Source organism: Rathayibacter sp. Leaf296 (assembly GCF_001423045.1).
Classification (GTDB): domain Bacteria; phylum Actinomycetota; class Actinomycetes; order Actinomycetales; family Microbacteriaceae; genus Rathayibacter; species Rathayibacter caricis.
In genome coordinates, this window is sequence record NZ_LMNR01000001.1 from 623433 (window position 1) to 648625 (window position 25193).

Genomic DNA, 25193 nt, shown 5'->3' on the forward strand with positions numbered 1-25193 from the left:
CGGCTGTCGCCGCCCGGATTCAGGCGGTGGCCGCTCGCGACCGGGTCGACTTCTCGGTTCCCAGACCCACGCCCAGCAGCACGATCGCACTGCCGAGGTGGAGGAAGTGGTCTGCCGTGTTGAGGGCGAGCACGTTCAGCGACGTGTTCACCACGAAGAAGCCGACAATGCCCAGGAGCAGGTACGCGGCTCCGACGACCGTGTTCACGGTCTTCGCGGCGGCGACCGTCGAGAGCCCGGCGATCAGCAGCGCTCCACCGATCAGGAGGTGCGCGATGTTGTGCATCGGGTTCACCTCGAAGATCCCGAGGAGCAGTCCTCCGTCGGTGGCGAGGAACTGCACTCCGCCCGTCACGACGAAGCCGAGCAGCCCCACGAGCAGGTAGACCGCTCCGAAGGCTGTGGCGAGCAGGCGGTTGGGTGATCTGCGCATGTGACTGGACCTCCTTCACGCGACGGCCCTGTGCCGATACCCCTTCTTCGTAACCCGCGCCGAGTCGGTTTGGAAACGGGGTGGACGTCTCGGGTCACGGTCCGGATACGAACCGGCGGGACACCGTCTCGCGCGGTCCTCGAGTCGGGGCACGCCCGTACAGTGGGGTCCGTTCCAGAGGATGTTCCGGGGGGAGCCGAAGGTCATGGTCGTGCGTCGCAAGCGGAGACGGGTCGCGGCTCTCGTCGTTCCCGCACTGGTCCTGGCTCTCGCCGGCTGCACGCAGGGGGCCGCCTCGGTCGTCCCCGAGGCGCCGCCCGGTCCCGTGTCCGACGATCTCGCGATCGCGCTCTCCGGCCTGGTCGACGAGGCGCGCGGCGCGGCCGGAGCGACGGGGGCCGTCGCCGGGGTCTGGTCGTCCTGGGCCGGCGGCTGGGAGACGGCGCTCGGCGTCGTCGGCGACGTCGACCCCACTCCGCTGACCACCGACGCGCACGTGCGCCTGGGCACAGGAGGGACGGAGGCGATGACCTGCGACGTGGTCGTCGCGCTCGCCGAGGAGGGCCGCCTCGACCTCGACGCCGACATCTCCGAGTCGCTCAGCTCCCTGCCGGGCATCGAGGGCACGACCCTCCGCCAGCTCTGCGCGCACACCTCCGGACTCGCAGACTTCCGCGCCGCACTCTGGCCGACCGTCCTGCAGAACCCGGTCAGGGAGTGGCCGACGATGGAGCTGATCTCGGCGGCCCAGGTGCGCGCGCCCGTGGCGCCTCCGGGAGCCGCCTGGTCCGACTCCGCCACCGGGCCGCTGCTGGCGGGACTCGCGGCCTCGGAGGCGACCGGCCGCAGCGTCGCCGACCTCTACCGCGAGTACGTCGTGCCGCGGTACGGCCTGCGCACCACCGCGCTGCCCTCGGCGCGGACGCTCGACCTGCCCGCACCGGCGCCGCGCGGGTACGCGGCCGGCCTCGACCTGGGCACCGGAGCCGTGCAGTGCGAGGTGCGCCGCGACGTCGGCTCGGCGTCGCCGTCGGCGCTCGGGGCCGCGGGCGGAGTCGTGACCGACCTCGAGGACCTCCGCCGGCTCGCGACCGGCCTCGCCGCCTCTCCCTCCGGCGACGCGGTGTGGGCCGACCCGTTCCCGCAGGGTCAGGGCCGCGCGGAGTGGCTCCTCGCCGGCCTGGGCGGGCACGAGGCCGGCCCGCTCCGGGGCTTCTCCGGCGTGGCGCCCGGATTCGTGACCGCCGCCTACTCCGACCCGGTGTCGGGACTGACGGTCGCCGTGTCGTTCAACAGCTCCACCGCGGGGGCCGACTTCGCCGGGAACGTCGCGCGGGCGATGGCGGCGGTCGCCGTCGAGCAGGGCGCCGCGTCGGGAGCGGCGGACCTGCCCGTCCTGCCGTGGACGGCCGAGGGCGAGCGCGTCGCCGCGCTCACCGTGCACCAGCGCTGCTGAAGCGGTGGCAGGGGATCGCCGATCCCTGACCGTCCACCGCGCCGCGGGGCCGGAGCCGGGGTTCTACTGTGGGGTCATGCCGATCACCCCCGACACCAAGGACTGGACCTGGGCCGCCGAGCGCCCCTGCCTCGAGTGCGGCTTCGACGCCTCGCTCGTCGACGCGTCCGACGTCTCCCACCTCATCCGCGAGAACGCCGCCGCCTGGCCGTACGTCCTCGAGCGCGACGACGCCGCGGGCCGGCCCGACGACGAGACGTGGTCGCCCCTGGAGTACGCGGCGCACGTGCGCGACGTGCACCGCATCTACCGCACGCGCCTGGGCCTGATGCTCGCCGGCGACGACCCGCTCTTCCCCAACTGGGACCAGGACGTCACCGCCGTCGAGGACCGCTACTCCGAGCAGGACCCGGCCGTCGTCGGCCGCGAGCTGGTCGAGGAGGCGGGCCTGATCGCCGACGCCTTCGACGGCGTCGCGGGCGCCCAGTGGCAGTACCCCGGCCGCCGCAGCGACGGAGCCGTCTTCACCGTCGAGACGATGGCGCGCTACTACCTGCACGACGTCCAGCACCACCTGCACGACGTCCGCGGCTGAGCGCGCAGCCCGCTCAGTAGTCGATGAGCTGCGGATTGAGGAACGAGACCGTCCGCGCGTAGGCGAGCGCCGCGGAGGAGGGGTCGACGGCCTCGCGCAGGGTCCCGTTCGCGAAGTGCCGGACGGTGCCCGGATACGTGTGCGCCGTGACGGGGGTGCCCGCCTCCTTGAGTCGGCCGACGAACGCCTCCGGGTCGTCGCCCTCGGGCCACTCGTCGCTCTGCGCGTAGTGGAGAAGCGTCGGGCACGGCACGAGCGCGTGCTCCTCCCGCCCGAGCGTCGCGTAGTACGCGACGACCGCGTCGACCAGCCCGGTCGCGGCGGCGAGCAGGCCGAGCCGTCCACCGAAGCCGAATCCGATGATGGCGCTGCGCTGCGCCCCCTCGACCGCTCCGGAGCGGACCGCGTCGGCGATCGAGGCCATCGCGCGGTCCTGCGCGGTCATCGCGGCGAGGTCGCGGGCGTCCTCCGGGGCGAGCGTCGCCCAACCGTCGTAGAGGTCGGGGACGAGCACGTGGTAGCCGTGCTTCGAGACGGCCTCGGCGAAGGGCTCCATCCACGGGAGCCGGCCGTACACGTCGTGGAGCACGACGACGACCGGGCGGCCGGGGCGCCCGTACTCGAGGGCGACGCCCGGCGACGGGATCTGGACGAGCTCTGTCACTCCTCCACCCTGCACCGCGACGTCCGGCATTCCGCGCGTTCGCGGCGATCCCCTCGGCGTGTCGCCCGATGCGGGCGCCCGAGGAGGAGAGAAGGGGAGGGGACCTGTGGAGCGAGTGACGGGAATCGAACCCGCGCCATCTGCTTGGGAAGCAGAAGTTCTACCATTGAACTACACTCGCGCGGCGCCTCGGAGGCGCACTCGATCATCGTAGCAAGGCCTGCAGCCGCCCCACGTCGCCGGCCCCGCCCCACGCCCTAGGATCGCCTCGTGCTGCTCTCCGATCGCGACATCCAGACCGAACTGTCCTCCGGCCGCGTCGGTCTCGACCCGCACGATGCGGCGATGATCCAGCCCTCGTCCGTCGATGTGCGCCTCGACCGCTTCTTCCGGCTGTTCGACAACCACCGGTACCCCTACATCGATCCGGCCGAGGACCAGCCGGACCTCACGCGGCTGGTCGAGACCCCGCAGGGCGAGCCGTTCATCCTGCACCCGGGCGAGTTCGTGCTCGGATCGACGTACGAGGCGGTCACGCTGCCCGACGACATCGCGGCGCGACTCGAGGGCAAGAGCTCGCTCGGGCGCCTGGGTCTGCTGACGCACTCGACCGCCGGATTCATCGATCCGGGCTTCACCGGCCACGTCACGCTCGAGCTCAGCAACGTCGCGACGCTGCCGATCACGCTCTGGCCGGGGATGAAGATCGGCCAGATGTGCTTCTTCCGCCTCAGCTCGCCGGCCGAGAAGCCCTACGGATCCGCGGAGTACTTCTCGCGCTACCAGGGCCAGCGCGGCCCGACCGCGTCCCGCTCGTCCCTCCACTTCCACCGCACGGACGTCTACGGCGACTGAGGGCGCCGGGCGTCTCTCAGCCCAGGAGCCGGGGGAGCTGCAGCACGAGCCAGGGCGAGAACGCCCACGGCGCCGCGCGCACGGACGCCAGCGTGGCCTCCGGATCGACCCACTCGTAGTCCATGACCTCGTCGCCCCGCGGGGAGAGTGCTTCGCGGCTCGAGAGGGTCGCGGTGTACACCGGGCAGATCTCGTTCTCGACGATCCCGGAGGCGTCCACCGCGCGGTAGCGGAAGTCCGGCAGCGCCACCTCCAGCGTCTCGAGGCGGGCGCCGAGCTCGCGCTCGGCACGGCGGACGACGGCGTCCTCGATCCGCTCGCCGGGGGCGGGGTGGCCGCAGAAGGAGTTGGTCCAGACGCCCGGCCACGTGCGCTTGCCCAGCGCGCGGCGCGTCACGAGCAGGGCGCCGTCCGGGGCGAACACGTGGCAGGAGAACGCCAGGTGCAGCGCTGTCTCGGTGTCGTGCACCGTCGCCTTGTCGGCGACGCCGATGGCGCCGCCCGTCTCGTCCAGCAGGACGACCTGCTCGATCTCGTCCTCGCGCACGGCGATTCCTCCCGAAGTCATGCCTGTAAGTCAAGCACGAGGAGGGAAGTCAGCCGGCTTAGTGCTAGAAGACCGAACTTGTTAGCCTCTCCCTCGTGGATACACGCGACCCCGTGGTTCTCTCCCGGAAGCGGCAGGAACACGTCGATGCCGTGCTCGACCGGTTCTTCTCCCTGGCGCGCGCTCGGGCGGAGCGGCTGGGCACTCGGTACACGACCCTGTGGCAGACGCTCGAGGCCAACACCCGCGGGGGCAAGCGCTTCCGCCCCCTCATGGTGATCTCGGCGTACGAGGCCCTCGGCGGGCGCGACCCGGAGGCCGCCGCGCATCTGGGCGCCGCATTCGAGCTCCTGCACACCGCGCTGATCGTGCACGACGACGTGATCGACCGCGACTTCGTCCGCCGCGGCGGACCCAACGTCTCGGGCAGCTACCGCGACGAGGCGACCACCGCCGGTCTCTCCATCCCCATCGCCGAGCACCGCGGAACCTCCGTCGCCGTGATCGCCGGCGACCTCGCGCTGACCGGCGCCCACCGCCTGATCGAGGGCGTCGGAGCGGACGACGCCGTCCGCGCCCGCCTGCTCACGCTGCTCGACGAGGCCGTCTTCGCCTCGGCCGCGGGCGAGCTCGCCGACGTCGACTTCTCGCTCATGCCCGGCATGCCCTCGGTCGAGGAGGTGCTCGAGATGGAGCGCCTGAAGACCGCCGTCTACTCGTTCGAGGCGCCGCTGCAGGCGGGCGCGATCCTGGCGGGGGCCTCCGACGAGGCCGTCGAGGCGCTGGGCGAGTTCGGCCGCTGCATCGGCATCGCGTACCAGATCGTCGACGACCTCCTGGGCGTCTTCGGCTCGGAGGGGCAGACCGGCAAGACCACGCTGGGCGACCTGCGCGAGGGCAAGCGCACGGTGCTGATCGCGCACGCGGCGGGCACCGACTGCTGGCCCGAGATCGAGGGGCTGATCGGCGACGAGCACCTCAGTGGCGAGACCGCCGAGCGCGTCCGCCGGATCCTCGAGGAGTGCGGCGCCCGCGGGTTCGCCGAATCCCTCGCGGGCGATTTCGCGAACCGCGCCTGGGCGGCGCTGAGCACTCCCGCGGTCTCGGAGGCGTTCCGCGTCGAGGTCCGCCCGCTCGTCGCGAGCGTGGTCGGACGCACCCGATGACCCTCGTCGTGCGCAGCCGCCACGCGCGGCCCTCCGCACCGATGACCCCCCGCACAACCACGACCCGTACGGTGGCACGATGACCCGGCAGAGCGAACTGTACGACCGAGTCGCGCACGAGGCGTCCGCGCAGGTGATCCGCAGCTACTCCACGTCGTTCGGACTCGCCACGCGGCTGCTCGGGCGCGGCGTCCGCGAGCGGGTCGAGGACGTCTACGCCCTGGTGCGCGTCGCCGACGAGATCGTCGACGGGGTCGCCGAGGCGGCCGAGCTCGACCGCGCGGCCGTCGAGGAGGCCCTCGACGCGTTCGAGGCCGAGACCGACCGCGCCCTCGACTCCGGCTACAGCTCGAACCTCGTCGTGCACGCCTTCGCCCGGACCGCCAGGGCGACCGGGTTCGGCACCGAGCTGACCCGCCCCTTCTTCGCCTCGATGCGGGCCGACCTCCGCGAGACCGTGCACACGCCCGAGTCGTTCGAGCGCTACGTCTACGGCTCCGCTGAAGTCGTGGGGCTGATGTGCCTGCACGTGTTCCTCGCCGCCTCGGATGCGGGCCACGTCGCGCCCGCCGCCCGCGAGCGCCTGGTCGCCGGTGCCCGGCGCCTGGGTTCCGCGTTCCAGAAGGTCAACTTCCTCCGCGACCTGGCGGCCGATGTCGACGGACTCGGACGCAGCTACTTCCCGGGTGTCGACCCGCGCGCGTTCTCCGAGACGGACAAGGCCGTGCTGCTCGCCGATCTCGACGACGACCTCGCCGAGGCCGCCGCGATCATCCCGGAGCTGCCCCGCTCGAGCCGCCGGGCCGTCGTGCTCGCGCACTCGCTCTTCCAGGCGCTCGCCGACCGCATCCGCGAGACGCCGGCCGAGGAGCTGCTCCGGGCCCGCGTCAGCGTGCCGACGGCGACGAAGACGGCGCTCGCCGCCCGCGCCGCCGCGTCCACCCTCGCCCCGCGGCTCGGTCGCGGTCCCGCCCGCGCGAGCCGTTCGGCCTCCGGACCGCACCGCGCGGTCGTGATCGGCGGCGGGATCGGCGGACTCGCCTCCGCCGCGCTCCTCGCCCGCGACGGCTGGGACGTGACCGTGCTCGAGAAGCGCGAGGTCGTCGGCGGCCGCGCCGGCTCGTGGGAGCGCGACGGGTTCCGCTTCGACACCGGTCCGTCCTGGTACCTCATGCCCGAGGTCTTCGACCACTTCTTCCGGCTGATGGGCACGAGCGCCGACGAGCGCCTCGACCTGGTGAAGCTGGATCCGGGCTACCGCGTCTACAGCGAGGGCGTCGAGGAGCCGCTCGACGTGCTCGCCGACCTCGAGTCGAACATCGCCCTGTTCGAGAGCGTCGAGCCGGGCTCGGGCGAGCGGATGCGCGCCTACCTCGAATCGGCGCGCGACACGTACGAGATGGCCAAGCGCCGCTTCCTCTACACCAGCTTCGCGTCCTTCCTGCCGCTGCTGCGCAAGGACGTCCTTTCGCGCACGGCGACCCTCGGGAGGCTGCTGCTCACCTCTCTCGACTCCCTCGCGGGCACCGCGGTGACCGACACCCGCCTGCGGCAGATCCTCGGCTACCCGGCCGTCTTCCTCGGCTCCTCGCCGTACGACGCGCCGAGCATGTACCACCTGATGAGCCACCTCGACCTCGCCGACGGCGTGCTCTACCCGATGGGCGGATTCACGCGGCTGATCGAGGCCGTCGCCGAGGTCGGCGAGGAGGCGGGGGTCACGATCCGCACCTCGTCGCCCGCCACGCGCATCCTCACCGCCCGCGCTCCCCGCGGGAGCCGTCGCGGCGCCGAGGTCGTGGGGGTGGAGTTCGAGGGCCCGGACGGAGTCGAGCGCCTGCCCGCCGAGCTCGTCGTCAACGCCTCCGACCTCTTCACCACGGAGCAGTCCCTCCTGCCCGACGAGCAGCGCACCTTCCCGCCGCAGTACTGGGAGGACCGCAATCCCGGTCCCAGCGCCGTGCTGATCCTCCTGGGCGTGCGCGGCGAGCTGCCGCAGCTCGAGCACCACACCCTGCTGTTCACGAAGGACTGGCGCGACAACTTCGGCCGCATCTTCGGCGAGAACCCGTCCGTGCCGGATCCCGCCTCCCTCTACGTCTGCCGCCCCAGCGCGACCGACCCGGGCGTAGCTCCGGACGGGCACGAGAACCTCTTCGTGCTCGTGCCGATCCCGGCCGACACCTCGATCGGCCACGGCGGAGTCGACGGCGCGGGCGACGCGCGGGTCGAGGCGATCGCCGACGCGGCCATCCGGCAGATCGCGACCTGGACCGGAGCGGCGGACCTCGCCGATCGGATCGTCGTGCGGCGCACGATCGGCCCGGCCGACTTCGAGACCGACCTCGGCGCCTGGCGCGGCTCGATGCTGGGCCCCGCGCACGTGCTCAAGCAGAGCGCCTTCTTCCGCGCCGGCAACGCGAGCGCGCACGTCGACGGGCTCCTCTTCGCCGGCAGCTCCACGATCCCCGGCATCGGCCTGCCGATGTGCGTCATCAGCGCCGAGGTCATGCTCAAGCGCGTGCGCGGGGACGTCTCGACCGAGCCGATCCCGGTGCGCGGCGCGCCCGACGCCCCGGTGGCTCCGACCGTCGGAGCCGAGGTGCGCGACGCCGTGCTCGCCGGCCCGGCGGAGTAGCCGGTGGGCGTCGTCTACCTGCTCGCGCTCGCGGTCTCGATCTTCGGCATGGTCGTGCTCGACAAGCGCTTCGGGCTGTTCTTCTGGAACGACGCCCGGCGCGCCGCGATCGTGCTGCCCGCGGGAGTCGTCTTCTTCCTGATCTGGGACCTGTTCGGGATCGGGCTGGGCGTCTTCTTCCGCGGCGAGACCCCGTACATGACCGGACTGCAGCTCGCCCCCGAGCTCCCGGTCGAGGAGGTCCTCTTCCTCACCCTGCTCTGCTACCTGTCGATGGACGTCCACGGGGCGCTCGAGAAGCGGGCGGAGGCGCGCGCGTGACCTACCTCCTCCTGAACACGGTCTTCCTGGCCGTGGTGCTGGTGGTCCTCGTGATCGCCCTGCGCCGCGGTCGGCTGCGCCTCGGCCCCCTCGCCGGCACGCTCGTCGTCCTGCTCGTGATGACGGCCGTCTTCGACAACGTGATGATCGGAGTCGGACTCCTGGTGGCCTACGACGACTCGCTCATCTCGGGGATCAGGATCGGCGTCGCGCCGATCGAGGACTTCGCCTACGCCGTCGCGGCGGCCGTCGCGCTCCCGGCGCTCTGGTCGATCCTGCCGGCCCGCCGACGCACCACCGGGAGCACCTCGTGAACCGACTCCGCGCCCTCTTCGTCTCGAGCAGGCCCCTCAGCTGGGTCAACACGGCCTACCCCTTCGCGGCCGCCTACCTGCTGACCACCCGCGAGATCGATCTCGCCTTCGTGCTCGGCACTCTCTACTTCCTCATCCCCTACAACCTCGCGATGTACGGGATCAACGACGTCTTCGACTACGAGTCGGATCTGCGGAACCCGCGCAAGGGCGGTGTCGAGGGCGCCGTCCTCGATCGGAGCGAGCACCGCGCGACCCTGATCGCGGCCGTCGCGACGAACGTGCCGTTCCTCGTCGCGCTCGTGATCCTCGGATCGCCGGTCTCGTGGCTCGTGCTGGCGATCAGCGTCTTCGCCGTGATCGCCTACAGCGCGCCGGGACTGCGCTTCAAGGAGCGCCCGTTCGTCGACTCGCTGACCTCGGCGACCCACTTCGTCAGCCCGGCCGTCTACGGCATCGCGCTGGCGGGCACCACGGTGACCGGTCCTCTGGTGGCCCTGCTCGTCGCGTTCTTCCTCTGGGGTATCGCGAGCCACGCCTTCGGGGCGGTGCAGGACATCCTCGCCGACCGCGCCGCGGGCATCGGATCGATCGCCACGGTCATCGGGGCGAACGCGACCACGCGCTTCGCGATCGCCGCCTATGTCGCGAGCGGCCTGCTGCTCCTGCTGCTTCCGTGGCCGGGGACGCTCGCCGTGATCCTGGCCGTGCCCTACGCGCTCAGCATCTGGCCGTACCGCTCGCTGAGCGACGCGGAGGCGGAGCGGGCGAACGCTGGGTGGAAGCGGTTCCTCGCGCTCAACTTCCTGACCGGGTTCCTGGTCACGCTGCTGCTGATCGTCTTCTGGCTCGCGACCTGAGGGTGAGCCCGACCGCTCAGAAGAGCTGGTGCGGAGCGACGATCAGCACGACGACGACCGCGAGACCGGCGAGGAGCGCCGCGACGAGCACGCCGTAGCCGATCCGCTTCGCGGTCTTCGCGAGCCGAGCGCGGCGAGGGGGGCGGCGCTTCTTCTTGACGCGGATCGACGCCGGGCGGTCGGCCGTCGGAGCGGGCGCGGCCTGTGCCGGAGCGGTCGGCCAGCCGTCGGCGGGGCTCGTGCGAGGAGCGTCGACGGCCTGCTCGGCGTTCCCGGTGTGCCGCTCGGGTCCGCGTCGTGCGGGATCCTCGTTCGTCGTCCGCCGTGCCATGCCGCTCCTCCGGGTCGCCCGCCGTCGTTCTGCGGGCGGGGGGCCGTCCGGGCGACGGCTCCGACACTCTAGGGCAGAGCCGCCCCTCGCGGCTCGGTCGGCACGACCGGCGCCGCGGCGGGCGGGCGGCGCACGGGGAGGAGCAGGAGGAGCCCGACGCCGAGCACGAGCACGAGGCCGAGGATGCCCCAGTACTGCACGTTCGCCTCGTCGCCGCCCGAGGTCGCCGCGGCGATCGAGACGAAGGCCGCGAAGGCGGCCGGAGCGAGGAAGGACGCGGCGCGGCCGGTCGTGGCGTAGAGCCCGAAGATCTCACCCTCGCGTCCCTCCGGGATCAGCCGCGCGAGGTAGCTGCGGCTCGCCGACTGAGCGGGGCCGACGAAGAGGCACAGCAGCAGGCCGAAGATCCAGAAGACGGTGGCGCCGCCGTCGTGCAGAACGAAGACCGCGGTGCCGCAGACGAGCAGCCCGACGAGCGAGGCGACGATCACGGTTTTGGGGCCGAGGCGGTCGTCAAGGGCGCCGACCGAGATGGTCGCGACTCCGGCGACCACGTTGGCCGCGATGGCGAAGAGGATCACCTCGCCGGCGGTGAAGCCGAAGGTGCCCTGCGCGAGGACGCCGCCGAAGGTGAAGACGCCGGTGAGCCCGTCGCGGAACACGGCGCTCGCGATCAGGAACAGCACGGTGGTGCGGCTCTCGCGCCAGAGGGCCGCGATCTGCCGGAACAGGGCGCGGTAGGAGGCGATCACGCCGACGCGCTCGCGCGAGCCCGCCCGCGCCGGCAGCTCGGGCACCGCGACGAGCACGGGGATCGCGAACACGGCGAACCAGACGCCCGCGAGCAGGATCGAGACGCGGACGTCGAGTCCGTCCTCCCCGGTCACGCCGAAGAGCCCGACCTCGGGCGAGATGAAGCCGAAGTAGACGATGAGCAGCAGCACGATGCCGCCGACGTAGCCCATGCCCCAGCCGAAGCCCGAGACCCGGCCGATGGTGGCGCGCGTCGAGACCTGGGTGAGCATCGCGTTGTAGTTGACGCTCGCGAACTCGAAGAAGACCGTGCCGACGGCGAGCAGCCCGAGACCCAGCCACAGGTATGCCGGATCGGGGCGGACGAGGAACATCAGCAGGATGCACGCGACGACGACGGCGGAGTGGATCCCGAGCCAGAGGCGGCGGCGTCCGCCGAGGTCGGCACGGCGGCCGGTGATCGGAGCGATCAGGGCGACGACCAGCCCCGCCCCCGCGAGCGACCAGCCGAGCGCCGCCGAGACTCCGCTGGGGGTGCCGAAGAGGCCGTCGGTCGTGAGGTAGACCGTGAAGACGAAGGTCGTGACGACGGCGTTGAAGGCGGATCCGCCCCAGTCCCAGAGGCCCCAGGCGAGGACGGGTCGACGGCCAGCGCGTTCGGTCATGCGCTCACCGTAGGCCGTGGAGGTGAACGGCGGGAAGCGGTTGCTGAGAGTTGAGTCCACTCGACTCAACTTCTCGGCTCCCGGCTTGACTCCAGCAACGGTCCGCGTAAACTTGAGCCTGCGGGACTCAACTCCCGCAGAGGTTTGCACCACTCACGTCAGCACCACTCACGACAACTGATCGACCGCCTTCACGGCCGGCCGGTCGCGAAGGAGAAACACGCTATGTCCCGTGCCGTAGGCATCGATCTGGGAACCACCAACTCGGTCGTGGCCGTCCTCGAGGGTGGCGAGCCCACCGTCATCGCGAACGCCGAGGGCTTCCGCACCACCCCGTCCGTCGTCGCGTTCACCAAGGACGGCGAGGTGCTCGTCGGCGAGACCGCGAAGCGCCAGGCCGTCACCAACGTCGACCGCACCATCGCGTCGGTCAAGCGCCACATGGGCACCGACTGGACCTTCGGGGTCGAGGAGAAGAAGTACACGCCGCAGGAGATCTCGGCCCGCATCCTGGGCAAGCTCAAGCGCGACGCCGAGCAGTACCTGGGCGACAAGGTGACCGACGCGGTCATCACCGTCCCCGCCTACTTCAACGACGCCGAGCGCCAGGCCACGAAGGACGCCGGCGAGATCGCCGGACTGAACGTCCTCCGCATCATCAACGAGCCCACCGCGGCCGCCCTCGCCTACGGCCTCGACAAGGGCAAGGAGGACGAGCTCATCCTGGTCTTCGACCTCGGTGGCGGAACGTTCGACGTCTCCCTCCTCGAGGTGGGCAAGGACGACGACTTCTCGACCATCCAGGTGCGCTCGACCTCCGGCGACAACCGCCTCGGCGGCGACGACTGGGACCAGCGCGTCGTCGACCACCTCGTCAAGCGCTTCAAGGACTCCACCGGCGTCGACGTGTCGAAGGACAAGATCGCCCGTCAGCGCCTCAAGGAGGCCGCGGAGCAGGCGAAGAAGGAGCTCTCCTCGAGCACCTCGACCAGCATCCAGCTGCCCTACCTCTCGCTCACCGAGAACGGCCCGGCGAACCTCGACGAGACGCTGACCCGCGCCAAGTTCGAGGAGCTCACCAGCGACCTCATCGAGCGCACCCGCAAGCCCTTCACCGACGTCATCGCCGAGGCGGGCGTCAAGGTCGAGGACATCGCGCACGTCGTCCTCGTCGGCGGCTCGACCCGCATGCCGGCCGTCGCCGAGCTCGTGAAGAAGCTCACGGGCGGCAAGGAGCCCAACAAGGGCGTCAACCCGGACGAGGTCGTCGCCGTCGGCGCCGCACTGCAGGCCGGTGTCCTCAAGGGCGAGCGCAAGGACGTCCTCCTCATCGACGTCACCCCGCTATCGCTGGGCATCGAGACCAAGGGAGGGATCATGACCAAGCTCATCGAGCGCAACACCGCGATCCCGACCAAGCGGAGCGAGACCTTCACCACGGCCGACGACAACCAGCCGTCCGTCGCGATCCAGGTCTTCCAGGGCGAGCGCGAGTTCACCCGTGACAACAAGAACCTGGGCACCTTCGAGCTCACCGGCATCGCGCCCGCGCCCCGCGGCATCCCGCAGGTCGAGGTCACCTTCGACATCGACGCCAACGGCATCGTGCACGTGTCCGCGAAGGACAAGGGCACCGGCAAGGAGCAGTCGATGACGATCACCGGCGGCTCGTCGCTGCCCAAGGACGACATCGAGCGCATGGTCCGCGAGGCCGAGGAGCACGCCGCCGAGGACAAGGCCCGCCGCGAGGCCGCCGAGATCCGCAACAACGCCGAGACCCTCGCCTACTCGATCGACAAGCTGATCAAGGAGAACGAGGAGAAGCTGCCCGAGGACGTCAAGTCCGAGGTCCAGGGCGACGTCGACGCGCTGAAGACCGCGCTTGCCGGAGACGACGACGCCGCGGTGAAGACCGCGTTCGACGCCCTCAACGCCTCGCAGACCAAGCTCGGCCAGGCGATCTACTCGCAGGACCAGGCCGCGCAGAGCGCCCCGCAGGACGCTCCCGCCGACGGTGACAAGAAGGACGACGAGGACATCGTCGACGCCGAGGTCATCGACGACGACGAGCCGAAGGACGCCAAGTGACGGCCGGCGAGCAGGACCAGGAGCCGACCGAGGGCGCTCCCGAGCAGGAGCCGACCACCGGAGCCGAGGCGGCGCAGGCCGCTCAGGACACCGAGGGTCTGATCGAGGCCGAGGGCCCGGACGTCGAGACGACGCTCTCGGACGCCGACCTCTCGTTCCTCTCGGGCCAGTCCGACGCCGAGACGCTCGCAGCGGAGCACCTCGCCGACCTCCAGCGGGTCACCGCGGAGTACGCGAACTACCGCAAGCGCACGGAGTCGAACCGGCAGGCCGAGAAGGAGCGGGCCATCGGCGACGCGGTGAAGGTCATCCTCCCCGTGCTCGACGACCTCGACCGCGCCGAGAAGCACGGCGACCTGCCCGAGGGCGGCCCCTTCACCGCCATCGCGCAGAAGCTGCGCGGCGGGACCGAGAAGCTCGGCCTGGTGAAGACCGGCGCCGTCGGGGACCTGTTCGACCCGAACATCCACGAGGCGATCTTCCAGCAGCCCACTCCGGGCGCCGAGACCTCCACGGTCGCGGACGTCGTCGAGGCGGGCTACTACCTCGGAGGCACGCTGCTGCGGGCCGCCAAGGTGGTCGTCGCGGTCCCCGCCGACTGACACCCTCCGCACCACCGCGAGGGACCCCGCTCCTCCCGCCGCTCCCGGCGGGCCCGGGAGCGGGGTCCCTCGCCGCACTCGACACAGGAAGAGGCACATGGCCAGCCAGGATTGGTTCGACAAGGACTTCTACAAGGTCCTCGGCGTGTCCAAGGACGTCTCCGCGGCGGATCTGAAGAAGACCTACCGCAAGCTCGCGCGGCAGTTCCACCCGGACTCGAACCCGGGCGACGCCCGCGCGGAGGCGCGCTTCAAGGAGATCAGCGAGGCGTACACCGTCCTCTCGGACGCGGATCAGCGCAAGGAGTACGACCAGATCCGCGCGATGGGCGGCGGAGCGCGCTTCACCGCCGGCGGACAGCCCGGCGGCTTCGACGACGTGTTCGGCAACGTCTTCGGCCAGGGCGGGCGCTCCGGCTACAGCACCCAGCAGAGTCCGCCGCCCGGCTTCGAGGACCTCCTCGGCGGGATGTTCGGCGGCGGCGGCGGCCGCTTCGGCCAGCCCAGCGGCGGGTACCGCGGCTTCGGCGGCCCGCAGAAGGGCGCCGACCTCACGGCCAGCACCACCATCGACTTCCTCACCGCGACCCGCGGCGACACCGTGCAGCTGCAGACCGGCGAGGGGCGGCCGCTCTCGGTCCGCATCCCGGCCGGAGTGGCCGATCAGCAGAAGATCCGCGTCCGCGGCAAGGGGCGGCCGAGCCCTGACGGAGGCGAGCCCGGCGACCTGGTGCTGACCGTCGCCGTCCGCAAGCACCCCGTCTTCGAGCGCGACGGCCTGAACCTCCGCGTGAACGTCCCCGTCACCTTCGTCGAGGCCGTGTTCGGCGCGACGATCGAGGTGCCGACGCTCGGGGGAGAGCCCGTCAAGCTGCGGGTCGCTCCCGGAACGCCCAGCGGACGCGTGCTGCGCGTCAAGGGGCGCGGCGTCGAGACGGGCAAGGGCACCGGCGATCTGCTGGCCGTCGTCCAGGTCGCGGTCCCGGATCACCTGTCGGCCGCGGCCAAGGCCGCGCTCGAGGCCTACGCGGCCGCCGAGCCCGCCGAGAACCCGCGCGAGGACCTCCTGGAGAAGGCCCGCTACTAGACCGCACGAGTGCGACGGGCCGAGAGGCCGGAGAGGAGGCGGTGATGGACGAGAACACCCCCGTGTTCGCGATCGCGGTCGCCGCCGACCTCGCCGGCATGCACCCGCAGACCCTCCGGCAGTACGACCGGCTCGGACTCGTCCGGCCGACCCGCACCGCGGGCAAGTCGCGCCGCTACTCCATGCGCGACGTCGTTCAGCTGCGCGAGGTCGCACGGCTGTCCTCCGAGGGGGTCTCCCTCGAGGGCATCGCGAGGATCCTCCAGCTCGAGAACCAGGTGCAGTCGCTGTCCCAGCGGGTGCGCGAGCTCGAGTCGGCCCTGGCCGACGAGCTCCTCAACCGGCCCGGGCGCCGCGTCTTCGCCGCGGGGCTCGAGGGCGACGTGGTGACGCTGCGGCACGGCACGCGCGCGCAGCGCCGCACCGAGGTCGTCGTGTGGCGACCGGTGCCGCGTGCGCGCGAGGCGGCGGAGCAGGACCAGGACGAGCCGGACGGTCCGTGATCGGGGTACGCTGACCGTCGCGCCCGGCACCGTCGCCGGGTCGCCCGCCCGCTCGCCGCGGTCGCGGTGAGACGAGGAGGACCCGTGGTCGAGGACAACCAGCGAGACGACGCTGTCGAGACGCGATCCGGGCGCGAGGCCGACCCCCGGGACGATGCGCGCCCCTCCGATCGGCGCGCACCCGTGGTGCCCGACAACGGCTACAGCCGCGAGTCCTACGCGATCCACGCCACCCGCACCGAGCTTCCGCTCTTCTCGAACGCGCTGCAGGGCAGCCGGGACGACGCCCGCTGGCTCTCCTCGCTCTCGAGCGTGCTCGGCACCGGCGACCCCGAGGCCGCGGCCGTCGCGGCGCAGGCCGCGATCGAGCGCCGCCGGCGCCGGAGCGACGAGTCGGGCTCCTAGCGCGCGGGCCTCAGTCCCGCGCCCGAGCGCTCACGTACCGCCGGTCGAGCCGCGAGCCGACGCGGCCCCCGGTCGCCCGCTGCAGCAGATCGGAGCCGCGCGCGAGGATCTCGCCGCCGAGCGGCAGCCCGCGCACGAGGCCTCGCACCTCGACGCGCTCGGCGTCGGTGTAGCCGAGCAGCACGTAGAGGCCGACGACCGCCATGGCGGCGATCGTGGCCACCCGGCCGGGCAGCTGGTCGAGGACCCCGCCGTTGCCCTCGACGGGCTCGGCGAGGGTCACGCACATCAGGAAGATCGTCGCGTACACCGCGAGGTGCACGTGGACCGTCCTCCACGGGCGCGCGAGCGCGGCGACGGGCAGGATCCAGAGGGCGTACCAGGGGTGGATCGCCGAGGACGCGGTGACGAACGCCAGCAGGGCGGTCGCGAGCCGAGCGAGCGGATCGATGGAGCGGCGCGTCAGCATCAGCCACCCCGCGACGACTCCGGCGAGCGTGAGCGCCAGCAGCTTCACGAGGGTCACGGCCGCGGCGGGATCGTGCCCCGTCAGCTCGACGGAGGTCGAGACGAGGATCGAGACGAGCGACATCGGCGCGTACCAGTGCATGATCGTGCCGGGGACGATCATCGCCGCGACCCAGCCCACTCCGACTCCGGCGGCGAAGCCCAGCCCCACGACGAGCCCGAGGGCGCCGAGACCCGTCCAGAGCCAGGCGCGCACCCGTTCCCGCAGGGTCGCGTCGCGGCGCAGCCAGAGCAGCGCGACCACGGGCAGGGCGATCACGGCGACCGGCTTCACCGCGATCGCCGCGCCCATCAGCACGACGGCGAGCACTCTCCGGTCGGTGCTCGCGTAGAACAGCGACGCGAGGATCAGCGCCAGCATCACCGAGTCGTTGTGCCCGGCGACGACGAAGAGGACGAGCGTCAGCGGATTGGCGACGACGGTCCACGCGGTCAGCGGGACGGAGAGGCCGCGCAGCCGGGCCAGCCGCAGCACGTAGACGGCCATGACGACGACTCCGGTCACCGACACGGCCCGCAGCATGGCGACCGAGAGCTCGGGGGAGGACCAGCCGGCCAGCTGGACCGCGGTCCTCTCGGTCAGGAGGGAGAGGGGGCCGTAGGGGGTCGGCGAATCGGCCCAGACGGGATCGACGCCGAGGATGAACCAGCCGGGCAGCGTCGCGACGCCGTTCGAGTAGGGATCGATGCCCTGCACCATCAGCCGCCCCTGCGCCACGTACGAGAACATGTCGCGGCTGAAGAGCGGGACGGTGATCAGCAGGGGCGCGCACCACGAGAGCGCCGCGACGAGGATCGTCCGCAGAGCGCGCGGGTCGCCGCTGCGCGCCGTCGAGCGGAGCCGGAGCCACGCGAGCAGCAGGAGCAGTCCGCCGCCGAGCACGGCGATCGCGCAGATCTCGGTGAGCGAGGCGGTCGAGCGCAGCGTCGCGATCAGCGGCCACTGCCGGATCGGCGAGTCGCCCGGCAGGTAGCCGACGCCCAGCGAGCCGACCAGGATCGCGCTCGAGGCGACGGTCCCCATCGCCAGCGGAGCGACGCGCGCGGCGTGCTGCGCGAGTCGGCGCGCCCGGAGCGGGACGCGAGAGGTCCGCTCCGACGCCTCGACCGTGTGCGGTCGTCCCGTCGTCGCCTGTGCAGCCATCGCAGCCACGCTAGGCGACCGCTCTTCGAAACGGATGGACACCGTGTGAACGGTTGACCTCCGCCGCTCTCAGGCGCTAGTCGGCTCCGGCACGGCTTCGGCGAAGCGGAGCTGGTTCCCGAACGGGTCTATCACCTCGAGGGAGAAGCCGAACGGCGTCCGGGTGATGCGCGGATTCAGGTACGGGTACGCCTTCGCGTCGAGCTCGGCGTGCAGCTCGCGCACTCCGCGCAGCGCCACGTGCAGGGCCGCTCCGGGGCTGCCGTCGCGGTGGTGCTCGCTGAGGTGCAGGCGCAGGCCCGAGCGCGACACCTGGAGGTAGAGGGGAGCGTCGCGGCCGGCGCGGTGCTCCCAGTCGACGGTGAATCCCAGGTAGTCGACGTAGAACTCGCCCGCCTTCGCGACCGAGAAGATGCGCAGGATCGGGACCGCCGCCTCCATCCGCACCGCTTCGAGCCGCGAGGCCCCGCCCGGCGTCGACTCTTCCCGTGCGCGTCGTCTCGTCTCCACGGCACGAGGGTAGCCGTCGGCGCGGAGCGGCGGCGGTGGCGGCCGTCCCCGAGCGCGGCGGGCTCGGCGGGCCGGGCGCGTCGCCGTCTCAGTCGACGAGATCCAGCAGTCGGAGGCGCTCGAGCGTCGCGACGCCCGCGGGCGGGCACCGGTGCGCGTCGGCGGTCCCGATCGAGTGCAGCGAGTCGATCTCGGCGCTCGGCGAGGGCTCGCCCGCCAGCTCCGCGAGATACACCCGCATGTGCACCTCGCGGCCCTCCGGCTCGCCGTGGGCCTGGGTGCGGATGACGAACAGCTCCTCGAGCCGGGTCGTCGCGGTGCCGAGCTCCTCCCGCGCCTCGCGCGCGGCCGCCTGCTCGCCGGTCTCGCCCGCGTCGACCTTGCCGCCGGGGAGGTAGACCACGTCGCGACCCCGGGCCGTCACCATGAGCACGCGACGCTCGCGGAGGACGGCGACGGCGGACACGACGATCGGCGGGTGGCTGCTCATGCGGCCATCCTGCCGCCTGCCGCGTGCACCCGGCTCCCGCGCGCCCCGCGGCTACCATGGGTGCACACATCACAGGACGCGCGCAGCCGGCGCGCGTCGGGGCCCCGTGCGCCCGAACAGCTGAGGAGCAACCCGTGGCAGAACCCACCACCCTCGACAAAGTCGTCACCCTCGCGCAGCACCGGGGGTTCGTCTTCCCCTCCGGAGAGATCTACGGAGGCACGCGCTCGGCGTGGGACTACGGGCCGCTCGGTGTGGAGCTCAAGGAGAACATCAAGCGCCAGTGGTGGAAGGCGTTCGTGCAGGGCCGCGGCGACGTCGTCGGACTCGACTCCGCCGTCATCCTGCCCACCGCGATCTGGAACGCCTCGGGCCACGTCGGCGTCTTCTCCGACCCGCTCACCGAGTCGCTCATCACCCACAAGCGCTACCGCGCCGACCACCTCTTCGAGAAGTACGAGGAGGTCAACGGCCACCCGCCCGTGAACGGCCTCGCCGACATCCCGGACCCGGAGCACCCCGACAAGGTCGGCCAGTGGACCGAGATCAAGCAGTTCTCAGGCCTGATGAAGACCTACCTCGGCGTCGTCGACGACGAGTCCGGACTGCACTACCTCCGCCCCGAGACCGCGCAGGGCATCTTCACGAACTTCGCCAACGTGCTCCAGAGCGCGCGCAAGAAGCCGCCGTTCGGCATCGGCCAGATCGGCAAGGCGTTCCGCAACGAGATCACGCCCGGCAACTTCATCTTCCGCACGCGCGAGTTCGAGCAGATGGAGCTCGAGTTCTTCGTCGAGCCCGGCACGGACGAGGAGTGGCAGGAGACCTGGATGAAGCTCGCCTGGGACTGGTTCGTCGACCTCGGCATCGATCCCGAGAACATCCGCCAGTACGAGCACCCGAAGGACAAGCTCTCCCACTACTCCAAGCGCACGGTCGACATCGAGTACCGCTTCAGCTTCGCGTCCGGCGAGTGGGGCGAGCTGATGGGAGTCGCGAACCGCACCGACTTCGACCTCAAGACCCACATGGAGCACTCGGGCAAGGACCTCTCGTTCTTCGACCAGACCCGCAACGAGCGCTTCGTGCCGTTCGTGATCGAGCCGTCGTTCGGGCTCACCCGTGCTCTGATGGCGTTCCTCGTCGACGCGTACGAGGAGCAGGAGCTGCCGCCGAACGCCAAGGGCAAGGTCGAGACCCGCACGGTGCTCCACCTCGACCCGCGACTGGCGCCGGTGAAGGTCGCGGTGCTGCCGCTCTCGCGCAACGAGGCGCTCTCGCCGCTCGCCCGTCAGGTCGCCGACCGGCTCCGCCAGCTCTGGAACGTCGACTTCGACGACTCCGGGGCGATCGGCCGCCGATACCGCCGCCAGGACGAGATCGGCACCCCGTTCTGCGTGACGGTCGACTTCGACTCGCTCGAGGACGACGCCGTGACGGTGCGCGACCGCGACACGATGAAGCAGGAGCGCATCCCGCTCGACCAGCTCGAGGCGCACCTGTTCTCGGGGCTGCGCGGAGCGTAGCCCGCCCTCTTACGCTGGTCGAGTAGCCGCGGAGCGGCGTATCGAGACCCCGGCTTCCAGCTCTGGTGGATCTCGATACGCCCGCTGCGCGGGCTACTCGATCAGCGAGGGGCGCTCAGAGGCGCGGTGCTCCCGCGCCAGCAGTGCGTAGACGAGGGTCGACGTCCACTCGCCCTTGCAGTACTCGTCCTCGATGTGGTGCGCCTCGCGCCGCATCCCGAGGCGCTCGCAGAGGCGGGCGGAGGCGGTGTTGCGCTCGTCGAGCTGAGCGATCGCGCGGTGGGCGCCGAGCCGGTCGAACGCGAGGTCGAGCAGCGCGAGGGCCCCCTCCGTCGCGAGGCCCTGACTCTGCGCGTCCGGATGAAGCACCCAGCCGATCTCGACAGCCCCCTGCTCGACGGAGGCGGCGATGAGGGTGAGATCGCCGACCACGTGCCCCGAGAGCGGACCCTCTCGCGGCACCACCGCCAGCACCACCACGTCGCCGTCGGCAGCGAGCCGCGCGGACGGCAGCCGGGTGAGCAGGTGCGCGTGCGACTCCTCCGGCGTGCGCACCGGCCAGCGGAGGTAGCGCACCGCGTCGGGGTGCCCCTGGTAGCGGGCGTGATCGGCGGCGTCCTCGACGCGCAGCGGCCGCAGCAGGAGCCGGTCGGTCAGGATCGGCTCGGCGTCGAAGGGGAGCCGCAGCGCCACGGGTCAGGCGGTGGCGGCGGAGTCGTCGCTGCGCGGGCGCGCCACGGCGGGCTCGGCGGGCACCTCGATGCCGAAGAGCGCCTCGAGACCGGTGAGGTACGCCTCCTGCGCCCCGGCGCGGGCGTAGTCGCGCGCACGGATGCTCGGGGTGTGCAGCAGCACGCCGGCGAGGTGGCGCAGCGCCTGCTCCGTCCGCCCGTCGTCGTCGCCGCGGGAGCGGGCCCGCTCGATCTCGGCGTCGAGCGCGTCGAACACGTGCGCGCGGAGGGCGACGACCGCCGGGGTGAGGCTCTTCTCGTCGGCCACGTCCGAGAACTTGCGCGCCGCCTTGTCGACGAGCGCGCGCGCCTTCTCGGACGCGTCGAGCACCTCGAGGGGAGCGTGCAGGCTGATCGTCTCGAGGTCCAGCAGCTCCACGCCGCTGACGCTCGTCACGTCGGCAGCGACGTTGCGGGGCAGGCCCAGGTCGATCACGAGCTGGCGCTCGCGGGCGGCGGAGTGGAGCCGTCCGTCGATCAGCAGGGCCGCGTCGAGCACGGGCGCCTCGGTGGTGGTGCAGGTGATGACGACGTCGGCGCCGACCGCCTCGGCCGCGAGGTCGGCCCCCTCGATCGGGCGAAGAGCCCGCCGTGCGGCGAAGCCCTCGGCGCGGCCGGAGGGGGAGTGCACGGCGATGTCGACGACGCCGCGATCGCGCAGGGCCGCGACGGTGGCGCGGGCGTAGCTGCCGGTGCCGATCAGGAGCACGCGGGCCGCGCGCCAGTCGGTGATGCGGCTGGAGGCGAGGTCGAGCGCGAGGCGGACGATCGAGCGGCCGGCGCTGCCGAGGCCGGTGCGGTTCTTGATGCCGCGCGAGGTCTGCGAGGCGCGCTGGAAGAGGCGCTCGAGCTCGGACGAGGTGGTGCCCAGGCGGCGGGCCTCCTCGAGGGAGCGGCGCACCTGGCCGGCGATCTCGCCCTCGCCGACGACGACCGACTCGAGCCCGCTGGACACGGCGAAGAGGTGCTCGGCCACGCGGTCGCCCGAGACGACGTCGACGCTGCCGCGGAGCTGCTCCTGCTCGACGCCGGTCGCGGCGCTGACGGCGGCCGTGGCGGCCTCGACGGCGACCGCGCGGGCGGCGGTGAGCGGCTCGTCGATGTCGAGGTAGGCCTCGAAGCGGTTGCAGGTGGCCACGACGACGGCCCCCGAGACGAAGTCGATGCCGTCCGCCAGAGCCGAGGCGACGGCGGAGGAGTCGACGGAGAGCTTCTCGAGGAGATCGAAGCTGGCGTTCTTGTGCGACGCCGTCAGACACAGAAGCACCTCAGTACTCTACGCGCCGTCCCGGGGGAGCGGGCCCGGGATCCGGGAGGAACGCTCGGGGAAGCCTGGAATAATGCCGCGGTGACCTCCCCACTCGACGGCCTGCTCGATCCGCTGCACCCCCTCTCCGCCGGGCGCACCGCCGACTCGGCGCTCGTGCGCGCGTACCGCTCGGAGCGGCCGGAGCGCACGCCGGTCTGGTTCATGCGCCAGGCGGGCCGGAGCCTCCCCGAGTACCGGGCGCTGCGCACCGACACGAAGATGCTGGACGCCTGCCTCGATCCGGCGCTCGCGAGCGAGATCACCCTGCAGCCGGTGCGGCGCCACGGCACCGACGCGGGCATCTTCTTCAGCGACATCGTGATCCCGCTGCGGCTCGCGGGCGTCGCGGTCGACATCGTCCCGGGTCGCGGACCGGTGCTCGAGAAGCCGGTGCGCACTGCCGCCGACGTCGACGAGCTGACGGCGATCGACCCCTCGGTGCTCGACGAGACCCTCGAGCCGATCCGCGAGGGCGTGCGCCGCACGGTCGCGGGCCTCGGCGATACTCCGCTGATCGGCTTCGCGGGAGCCCCGTTCACCCTCGCCGCCTACCTCGTCGAGGGCGGCCCGTCGAAGGACCACATCCGCGCCCGCACCCTCATGCACGCCGACCCCGAGGCCTGGGCCCGGCTGATGGAGTGGACCGCCGAGGTCACCGGCCGCTTCCTCCGGGCGCAGGTGACGGCCGGAGCGAGCGCCGCCCAGCTGTTCGACTCGTGGGCCGGCGCCCTCTCCCTCGCCGACTACACCGCGCACGTCGCTCCCGCCTCCACCCGCGCGCTCACCCACGTGCGCGACCTGGCCTTCGAGAGCGGCGGCGTCCGCCGGAACGTGCCGATCGTGCACTTCGGCGTCGGCACCGGCGAGCTGCTCGGCGCCATGCACGCCATCGGCGCCGACGTGGTCGGAGTCGACTACCGCATCCCGCTGGACGAGGCGAACCACCGCCTCGGCGGCTTCGTGCCCGTGCAGGGCAACGTCGATCCCGCCCTGCTCTCGGCGCCCTGGGAGGTGCTGGCCGCGCACGTCGACGACGTCCTCCGCCGCGGTCTCAGCGCCCCCGCTCACGTGCTCAACCTCGGCCACGGCGTGCCGCCCGAGACCGACCCGGACGTGCTGACGCGACTCGTCGCCTTCGCGCACGACTGGCGGCCGTGAGTCCCGAGCGTCCCGTCGACCACGACGTCGCGGTCATCGGCGGGGGAGTCGCGGGGCTCGCCGCCGCCGCGGAGTGCCTCCGGATCGGCCTGCGCGTCGTCGTGCTCGAGGCGGGGGAGCGGGTGGGCGGCTCGGTCGCGGCGCTGCACCTCGCCGGCACCGTGCTCGACGCGGGAGCCGAGAGCTTCGCGACCCGCGGCGGCCACGTCGAGAAGGTGCTCGCCGGGCTCACCCTCGGCGGACGTCCGCTGGCCGGATCGGTCGTCGAGCCGAGCACCGGCGGATCCTGGCTGCACCTGTCCGGCGGCCGCTCCGTCCCGTCTCCGCGCGCCGGGATCCTCGGGATCCCGAGCACGCCGCTCGCCCCGGACGTCGTCCGCGCCATCGGCCGCCGCGCCGCGACGAGGGCCTGGCTCGACACCCTCATGCCGGTGCTGCGCATCGGCCGCGCCCACTCGCTCGCCGAGCTCGTCCGCACCCGGATGGGCGAGCGGGTGCTCCAGGACCTCGTCGCCCCGGTCGTCTCGGGCGTCTACTCCTCCCGCCCCGAGGACATCGACGTCGATCTCGCTGCTCCCGGGCTGAACGGCGCGATCACCCGGCGGGGCTCCCTCGCGGGAGCCGTGGCTGCTCTGCGCGCCAACGTGCCGGCGGGCGTCGCCGTGCGGGGCCTGGACGGCGGCATGCACCGCCTGGTCGCCGCGTTCGTCGAGCGGATCGACTACCTCTCGGGCGAGATCCGCACCGGCACCCGGGTCGCCGGCCTCGAGCGCTCCGGCGAGGACGCCCCCTTCTCCCTCCGTCTCGCCGACGGCTCGGACCTCACGGCTCACGCCGTGATCGTCGCGACTCCGGAGCACGATGCGCGCGCGCTGCTCACCGATCTGGTGCCGGGTGCCCGCGACGCGGACGAGCCGGGCGAGGACACCGTCGAGCTCGTCACCCTCGTCGTCGACGACCCTCGCCTCGACTCGGCACCGCGCGGATCCGGAGTGCTGGTCGCCCCGACCGCCGACGACGTCGTGGCGAAGGCGCTCACCCACGCGACCGCGAAGTGGTCCTGGCTGGCCGACACGCTGCCGCGCGGCCGCCACGTGCTCCGCCTCTCCTACGGCCGGCCCGGCGAGGCGCCGCCGCTCGCGGGAGCCGACGACGCGAGCGCCGCCGCCACCGCGCTCCGCGACGCGTCGATCCTGCTGGGAGTCGAGCTCGATCCCGCCGCGCTCGTCGCCTCCGCCCGGGTGCGCTGGGCGAACGTCCGCCCCGCGGCCGCCCTCGGCCGGCGCGACCGCCTGGAGACGTTCCGCGAGGCCCTCGCACCCGTGCCCGGGCTCGCCGTCACGGGTACGTGGATCGCCGGGACGGGGCTCGCATCGGTGCTGCCCCACGCGGCCGAGACCGCCGCCCTAGTCCGCCGCCGCCTGGTGCGTCAAGGCGTCGGGCTCCCGCGCGAAGAACACGACGGCGGCGGCTACTCTGGGTCGCAGGCGCCCGCGTGAGTGCGGTGCGCCCCG

General features: G+C 72.4%; 26 protein-coding genes and 1 tRNA gene. 16 read left to right on the forward strand and 11 right to left on the reverse strand.

Translation table 11 applies throughout. The annotated features are described in order from the left end of the window. Positions 1–19: 19 nt before the first annotated feature. Positions 20–433 (reverse strand): DUF4383 domain-containing protein, encoded by a 414-nt coding sequence (locus ASF46_RS02760; RefSeq protein WP_056866327.1) that lies wholly within the window; start codon positions 431–433, stop codon positions 20–22. Positions 434–638: 205 nt separating this feature from the next. Here ASF46_RS02760 and ASF46_RS02765 point away from each other — a divergent pair, with 205 nt between their 5' ends. Together ASF46_RS02765 and ASF46_RS02770 are read left to right on the forward strand one after the other, a co-directional pair. Further along, positions 639–1889, forward strand: a complete 1251-nt coding sequence (locus ASF46_RS02765; protein ID WP_056866328.1) for a serine hydrolase domain-containing protein — start codon at positions 639–641, stop codon at positions 1887–1889. Positions 1890–1965: 76 nt separating this feature from the next. Beyond that, the gene (locus ASF46_RS02770; protein ID WP_056866329.1) at positions 1966–2484 is read left to right on the forward strand and encodes a DinB family protein; all 519 of its coding nucleotides are present in this window, start codon (positions 1966–1968) and stop codon (positions 2482–2484) included. A gap of 13 nt (positions 2485–2497) precedes the next feature. Here ASF46_RS02770 and ASF46_RS02775 read toward each other — a convergent pair whose 3' ends face one another. After that, positions 2498–3148 carry a dienelactone hydrolase family protein gene (locus ASF46_RS02775; protein WP_056867407.1) on the reverse strand — a complete coding sequence of 217 codons (651 nt, stop codon included), beginning with the start codon at positions 3146–3148 and terminating at the stop codon, positions 2498–2500. A gap of 107 nt (positions 3149–3255) precedes the next feature. Further along, positions 3256–3329: transfer RNA gene (locus ASF46_RS02780), tRNA-Gly, on the reverse strand. An 89-nt stretch (positions 3330–3418) separates the two neighbouring features. Here ASF46_RS02780 and dcd point away from each other — a divergent pair. Further along, entirely contained in the window at positions 3419–4003 is a 585-nt protein-coding gene (dcd, locus tag ASF46_RS02785; RefSeq protein WP_056866330.1) for a dCTP deaminase, read from the forward strand. A 16-nt stretch (positions 4004–4019) separates the two neighbouring features. Here dcd and idi read toward each other — a convergent pair whose 3' ends face one another. Beyond that, positions 4020–4571, reverse strand: coding sequence for an isopentenyl-diphosphate Delta-isomerase (idi, locus tag ASF46_RS02790; protein WP_056866331.1), 552 nt, complete (start codon positions 4569–4571; stop codon positions 4020–4022). A 92-nt stretch (positions 4572–4663) separates the two neighbouring features. Between idi and ASF46_RS02795 the strand changes: the two genes are divergently transcribed. The 5 genes from ASF46_RS02795 (at position 4664) to ASF46_RS02815 (ending at position 9849) form a co-directional block, all read left to right on the forward strand. Continuing rightward, the gene (locus tag ASF46_RS02795; RefSeq protein WP_056866332.1) at positions 4664–5716 is read left to right on the forward strand and encodes a polyprenyl synthetase family protein; all 1053 of its coding nucleotides are present in this window, start codon (positions 4664–4666) and stop codon (positions 5714–5716) included. A gap of 79 nt (positions 5717–5795) precedes the next feature. After that, complete coding sequence (gene crtI / locus ASF46_RS19870; RefSeq protein ID WP_056866333.1) at positions 5796–8354, forward strand: phytoene desaturase family protein; 2559 nt, start codon at positions 5796–5798, stop codon at positions 8352–8354. Between the two features lie 3 nt (positions 8355–8357). After that, a complete protein-coding gene (locus ASF46_RS02805) occupies positions 8358–8675 on the forward strand; it encodes a lycopene cyclase domain-containing protein (RefSeq protein WP_082485186.1) in 318 nt (105 codons plus the stop codon). Then, a complete protein-coding gene (locus ASF46_RS02810; protein ID WP_056866334.1) occupies positions 8672–8989 on the forward strand; it encodes a lycopene cyclase domain-containing protein in 318 nt (105 codons plus the stop codon). Before ASF46_RS02805 ends, ASF46_RS02810 begins: the two co-directional genes overlap by 4 nt. Beyond that, positions 8986–9849 (forward strand): prenyltransferase, encoded by an 864-nt coding sequence (locus ASF46_RS02815; protein WP_056866335.1) that lies wholly within the window; start codon positions 8986–8988, stop codon positions 9847–9849. Before ASF46_RS02810 ends, ASF46_RS02815 begins: the two co-directional genes overlap by 4 nt. A 16-nt stretch (positions 9850–9865) precedes the next feature. Here the strand turns inward: ASF46_RS02815 and ASF46_RS02820 are convergent, their stop codons facing one another. Then, entirely contained in the window at positions 9866–10180 is a 315-nt protein-coding gene (locus ASF46_RS02820) for a hypothetical protein (protein ID WP_056866336.1), read from the reverse strand. Between the two features lie 68 nt (positions 10181–10248). Next, complete coding sequence (locus tag ASF46_RS02825) at positions 10249–11598, reverse strand: MFS transporter (protein ID WP_082485370.1); 1350 nt, start codon at positions 11596–11598, stop codon at positions 10249–10251. A gap of 225 nt (positions 11599–11823) precedes the next feature. On the opposite strand from ASF46_RS02825, the gene dnaK reads away from it, so the two are divergent. The 5 genes from dnaK to ASF46_RS02850 all read left to right on the forward strand — a co-directional run bounded on the left by dnaK (position 11824) and on the right by ASF46_RS02850 (position 16283). Beyond that, positions 11824–13686 (forward strand): molecular chaperone DnaK, encoded by a 1863-nt coding sequence (gene dnaK, locus ASF46_RS02830; protein ID WP_056866338.1) that lies wholly within the window; start codon positions 11824–11826, stop codon positions 13684–13686. Beyond that, entirely contained in the window at positions 13683–14288 is a 606-nt protein-coding gene (locus ASF46_RS02835; protein ID WP_055786392.1) for a nucleotide exchange factor GrpE, read from the forward strand. Before dnaK ends, ASF46_RS02835 begins: the two co-directional genes overlap by 4 nt. A gap of 97 nt (positions 14289–14385) precedes the next feature. Next, the gene (locus ASF46_RS02840) at positions 14386–15375 is read left to right on the forward strand and encodes a DnaJ C-terminal domain-containing protein (protein WP_056866339.1); all 990 of its coding nucleotides are present in this window, start codon (positions 14386–14388) and stop codon (positions 15373–15375) included. A 44-nt stretch (positions 15376–15419) separates the two neighbouring features. Then, positions 15420–15878 (forward strand): heat shock protein transcriptional repressor HspR, encoded by a 459-nt coding sequence (locus ASF46_RS02845; RefSeq protein WP_056866340.1) that lies wholly within the window; start codon positions 15420–15422, stop codon positions 15876–15878. 84 nt (positions 15879–15962) lie between these two features. Further along, positions 15963–16283, forward strand: coding sequence for a hypothetical protein (locus ASF46_RS02850; RefSeq protein ID WP_056866341.1), 321 nt, complete (start codon positions 15963–15965; stop codon positions 16281–16283). A gap of 10 nt (positions 16284–16293) precedes the next feature. Here ASF46_RS02850 and mptB read toward each other — a convergent pair whose 3' ends face one another. The 3 genes from mptB to ASF46_RS02865 all read right to left on the reverse strand — a co-directional run bounded on the left by mptB (position 16294) and on the right by ASF46_RS02865 (position 18955). Then, the gene (gene mptB, locus ASF46_RS02855) at positions 16294–17955 is read right to left on the reverse strand and encodes a polyprenol phosphomannose-dependent alpha 1,6 mannosyltransferase MptB (RefSeq protein ID WP_056866342.1); all 1662 of its coding nucleotides are present in this window, start codon (positions 17953–17955) and stop codon (positions 16294–16296) included. Between the two features lie 69 nt (positions 17956–18024). Continuing rightward, the gene (locus tag ASF46_RS02860) at positions 18025–18465 is read right to left on the reverse strand and encodes a glyoxalase superfamily protein (RefSeq protein ID WP_200919653.1); all 441 of its coding nucleotides are present in this window, start codon (positions 18463–18465) and stop codon (positions 18025–18027) included. Between the two features lie 88 nt (positions 18466–18553). Continuing rightward, the gene (locus ASF46_RS02865) at positions 18554–18955 is read right to left on the reverse strand and encodes an NUDIX hydrolase (RefSeq protein ID WP_056866344.1); all 402 of its coding nucleotides are present in this window, start codon (positions 18953–18955) and stop codon (positions 18554–18556) included. Between the two features lie 134 nt (positions 18956–19089). On the opposite strand from ASF46_RS02865, the gene ASF46_RS02870 reads away from it, so the two are divergent. Beyond that, entirely contained in the window at positions 19090–20481 is a 1392-nt protein-coding gene (locus ASF46_RS02870) for a glycine--tRNA ligase (RefSeq protein ID WP_056866345.1), read from the forward strand. 93 nt (positions 20482–20574) lie between these two features. On the opposite strand, the gene ASF46_RS19045 is transcribed toward ASF46_RS02870, so the two are convergent. Continuing rightward, positions 20575–21174 carry a GNAT family N-acetyltransferase gene (locus ASF46_RS19045; protein WP_056866346.1) on the reverse strand — a complete coding sequence of 200 codons (600 nt, stop codon included), beginning with the start codon at positions 21172–21174 and terminating at the stop codon, positions 20575–20577. 3 nt (positions 21175–21177) lie between these two features. Next, complete coding sequence (locus ASF46_RS19050) at positions 21178–22479, reverse strand: glutamyl-tRNA reductase (RefSeq protein WP_056866347.1); 1302 nt, start codon at positions 22477–22479, stop codon at positions 21178–21180. An 81-nt stretch (positions 22480–22560) separates the two neighbouring features. Between ASF46_RS19050 and hemE the strand changes: the two genes are divergently transcribed. Together hemE and hemG are read left to right on the forward strand one after the other, a co-directional pair. After that, entirely contained in the window at positions 22561–23679 is a 1119-nt protein-coding gene (gene hemE / locus ASF46_RS19055) for a uroporphyrinogen decarboxylase (protein WP_056866348.1), read from the forward strand. Beyond that, entirely contained in the window at positions 23676–25178 is a 1503-nt protein-coding gene (hemG, locus tag ASF46_RS02890; RefSeq protein WP_235576835.1) for a protoporphyrinogen oxidase, read from the forward strand. The genes hemE and hemG overlap by 4 nt, the downstream gene beginning before the upstream one ends. The last annotated feature ends 15 nt before the right edge of the window (positions 25179–25193 follow it).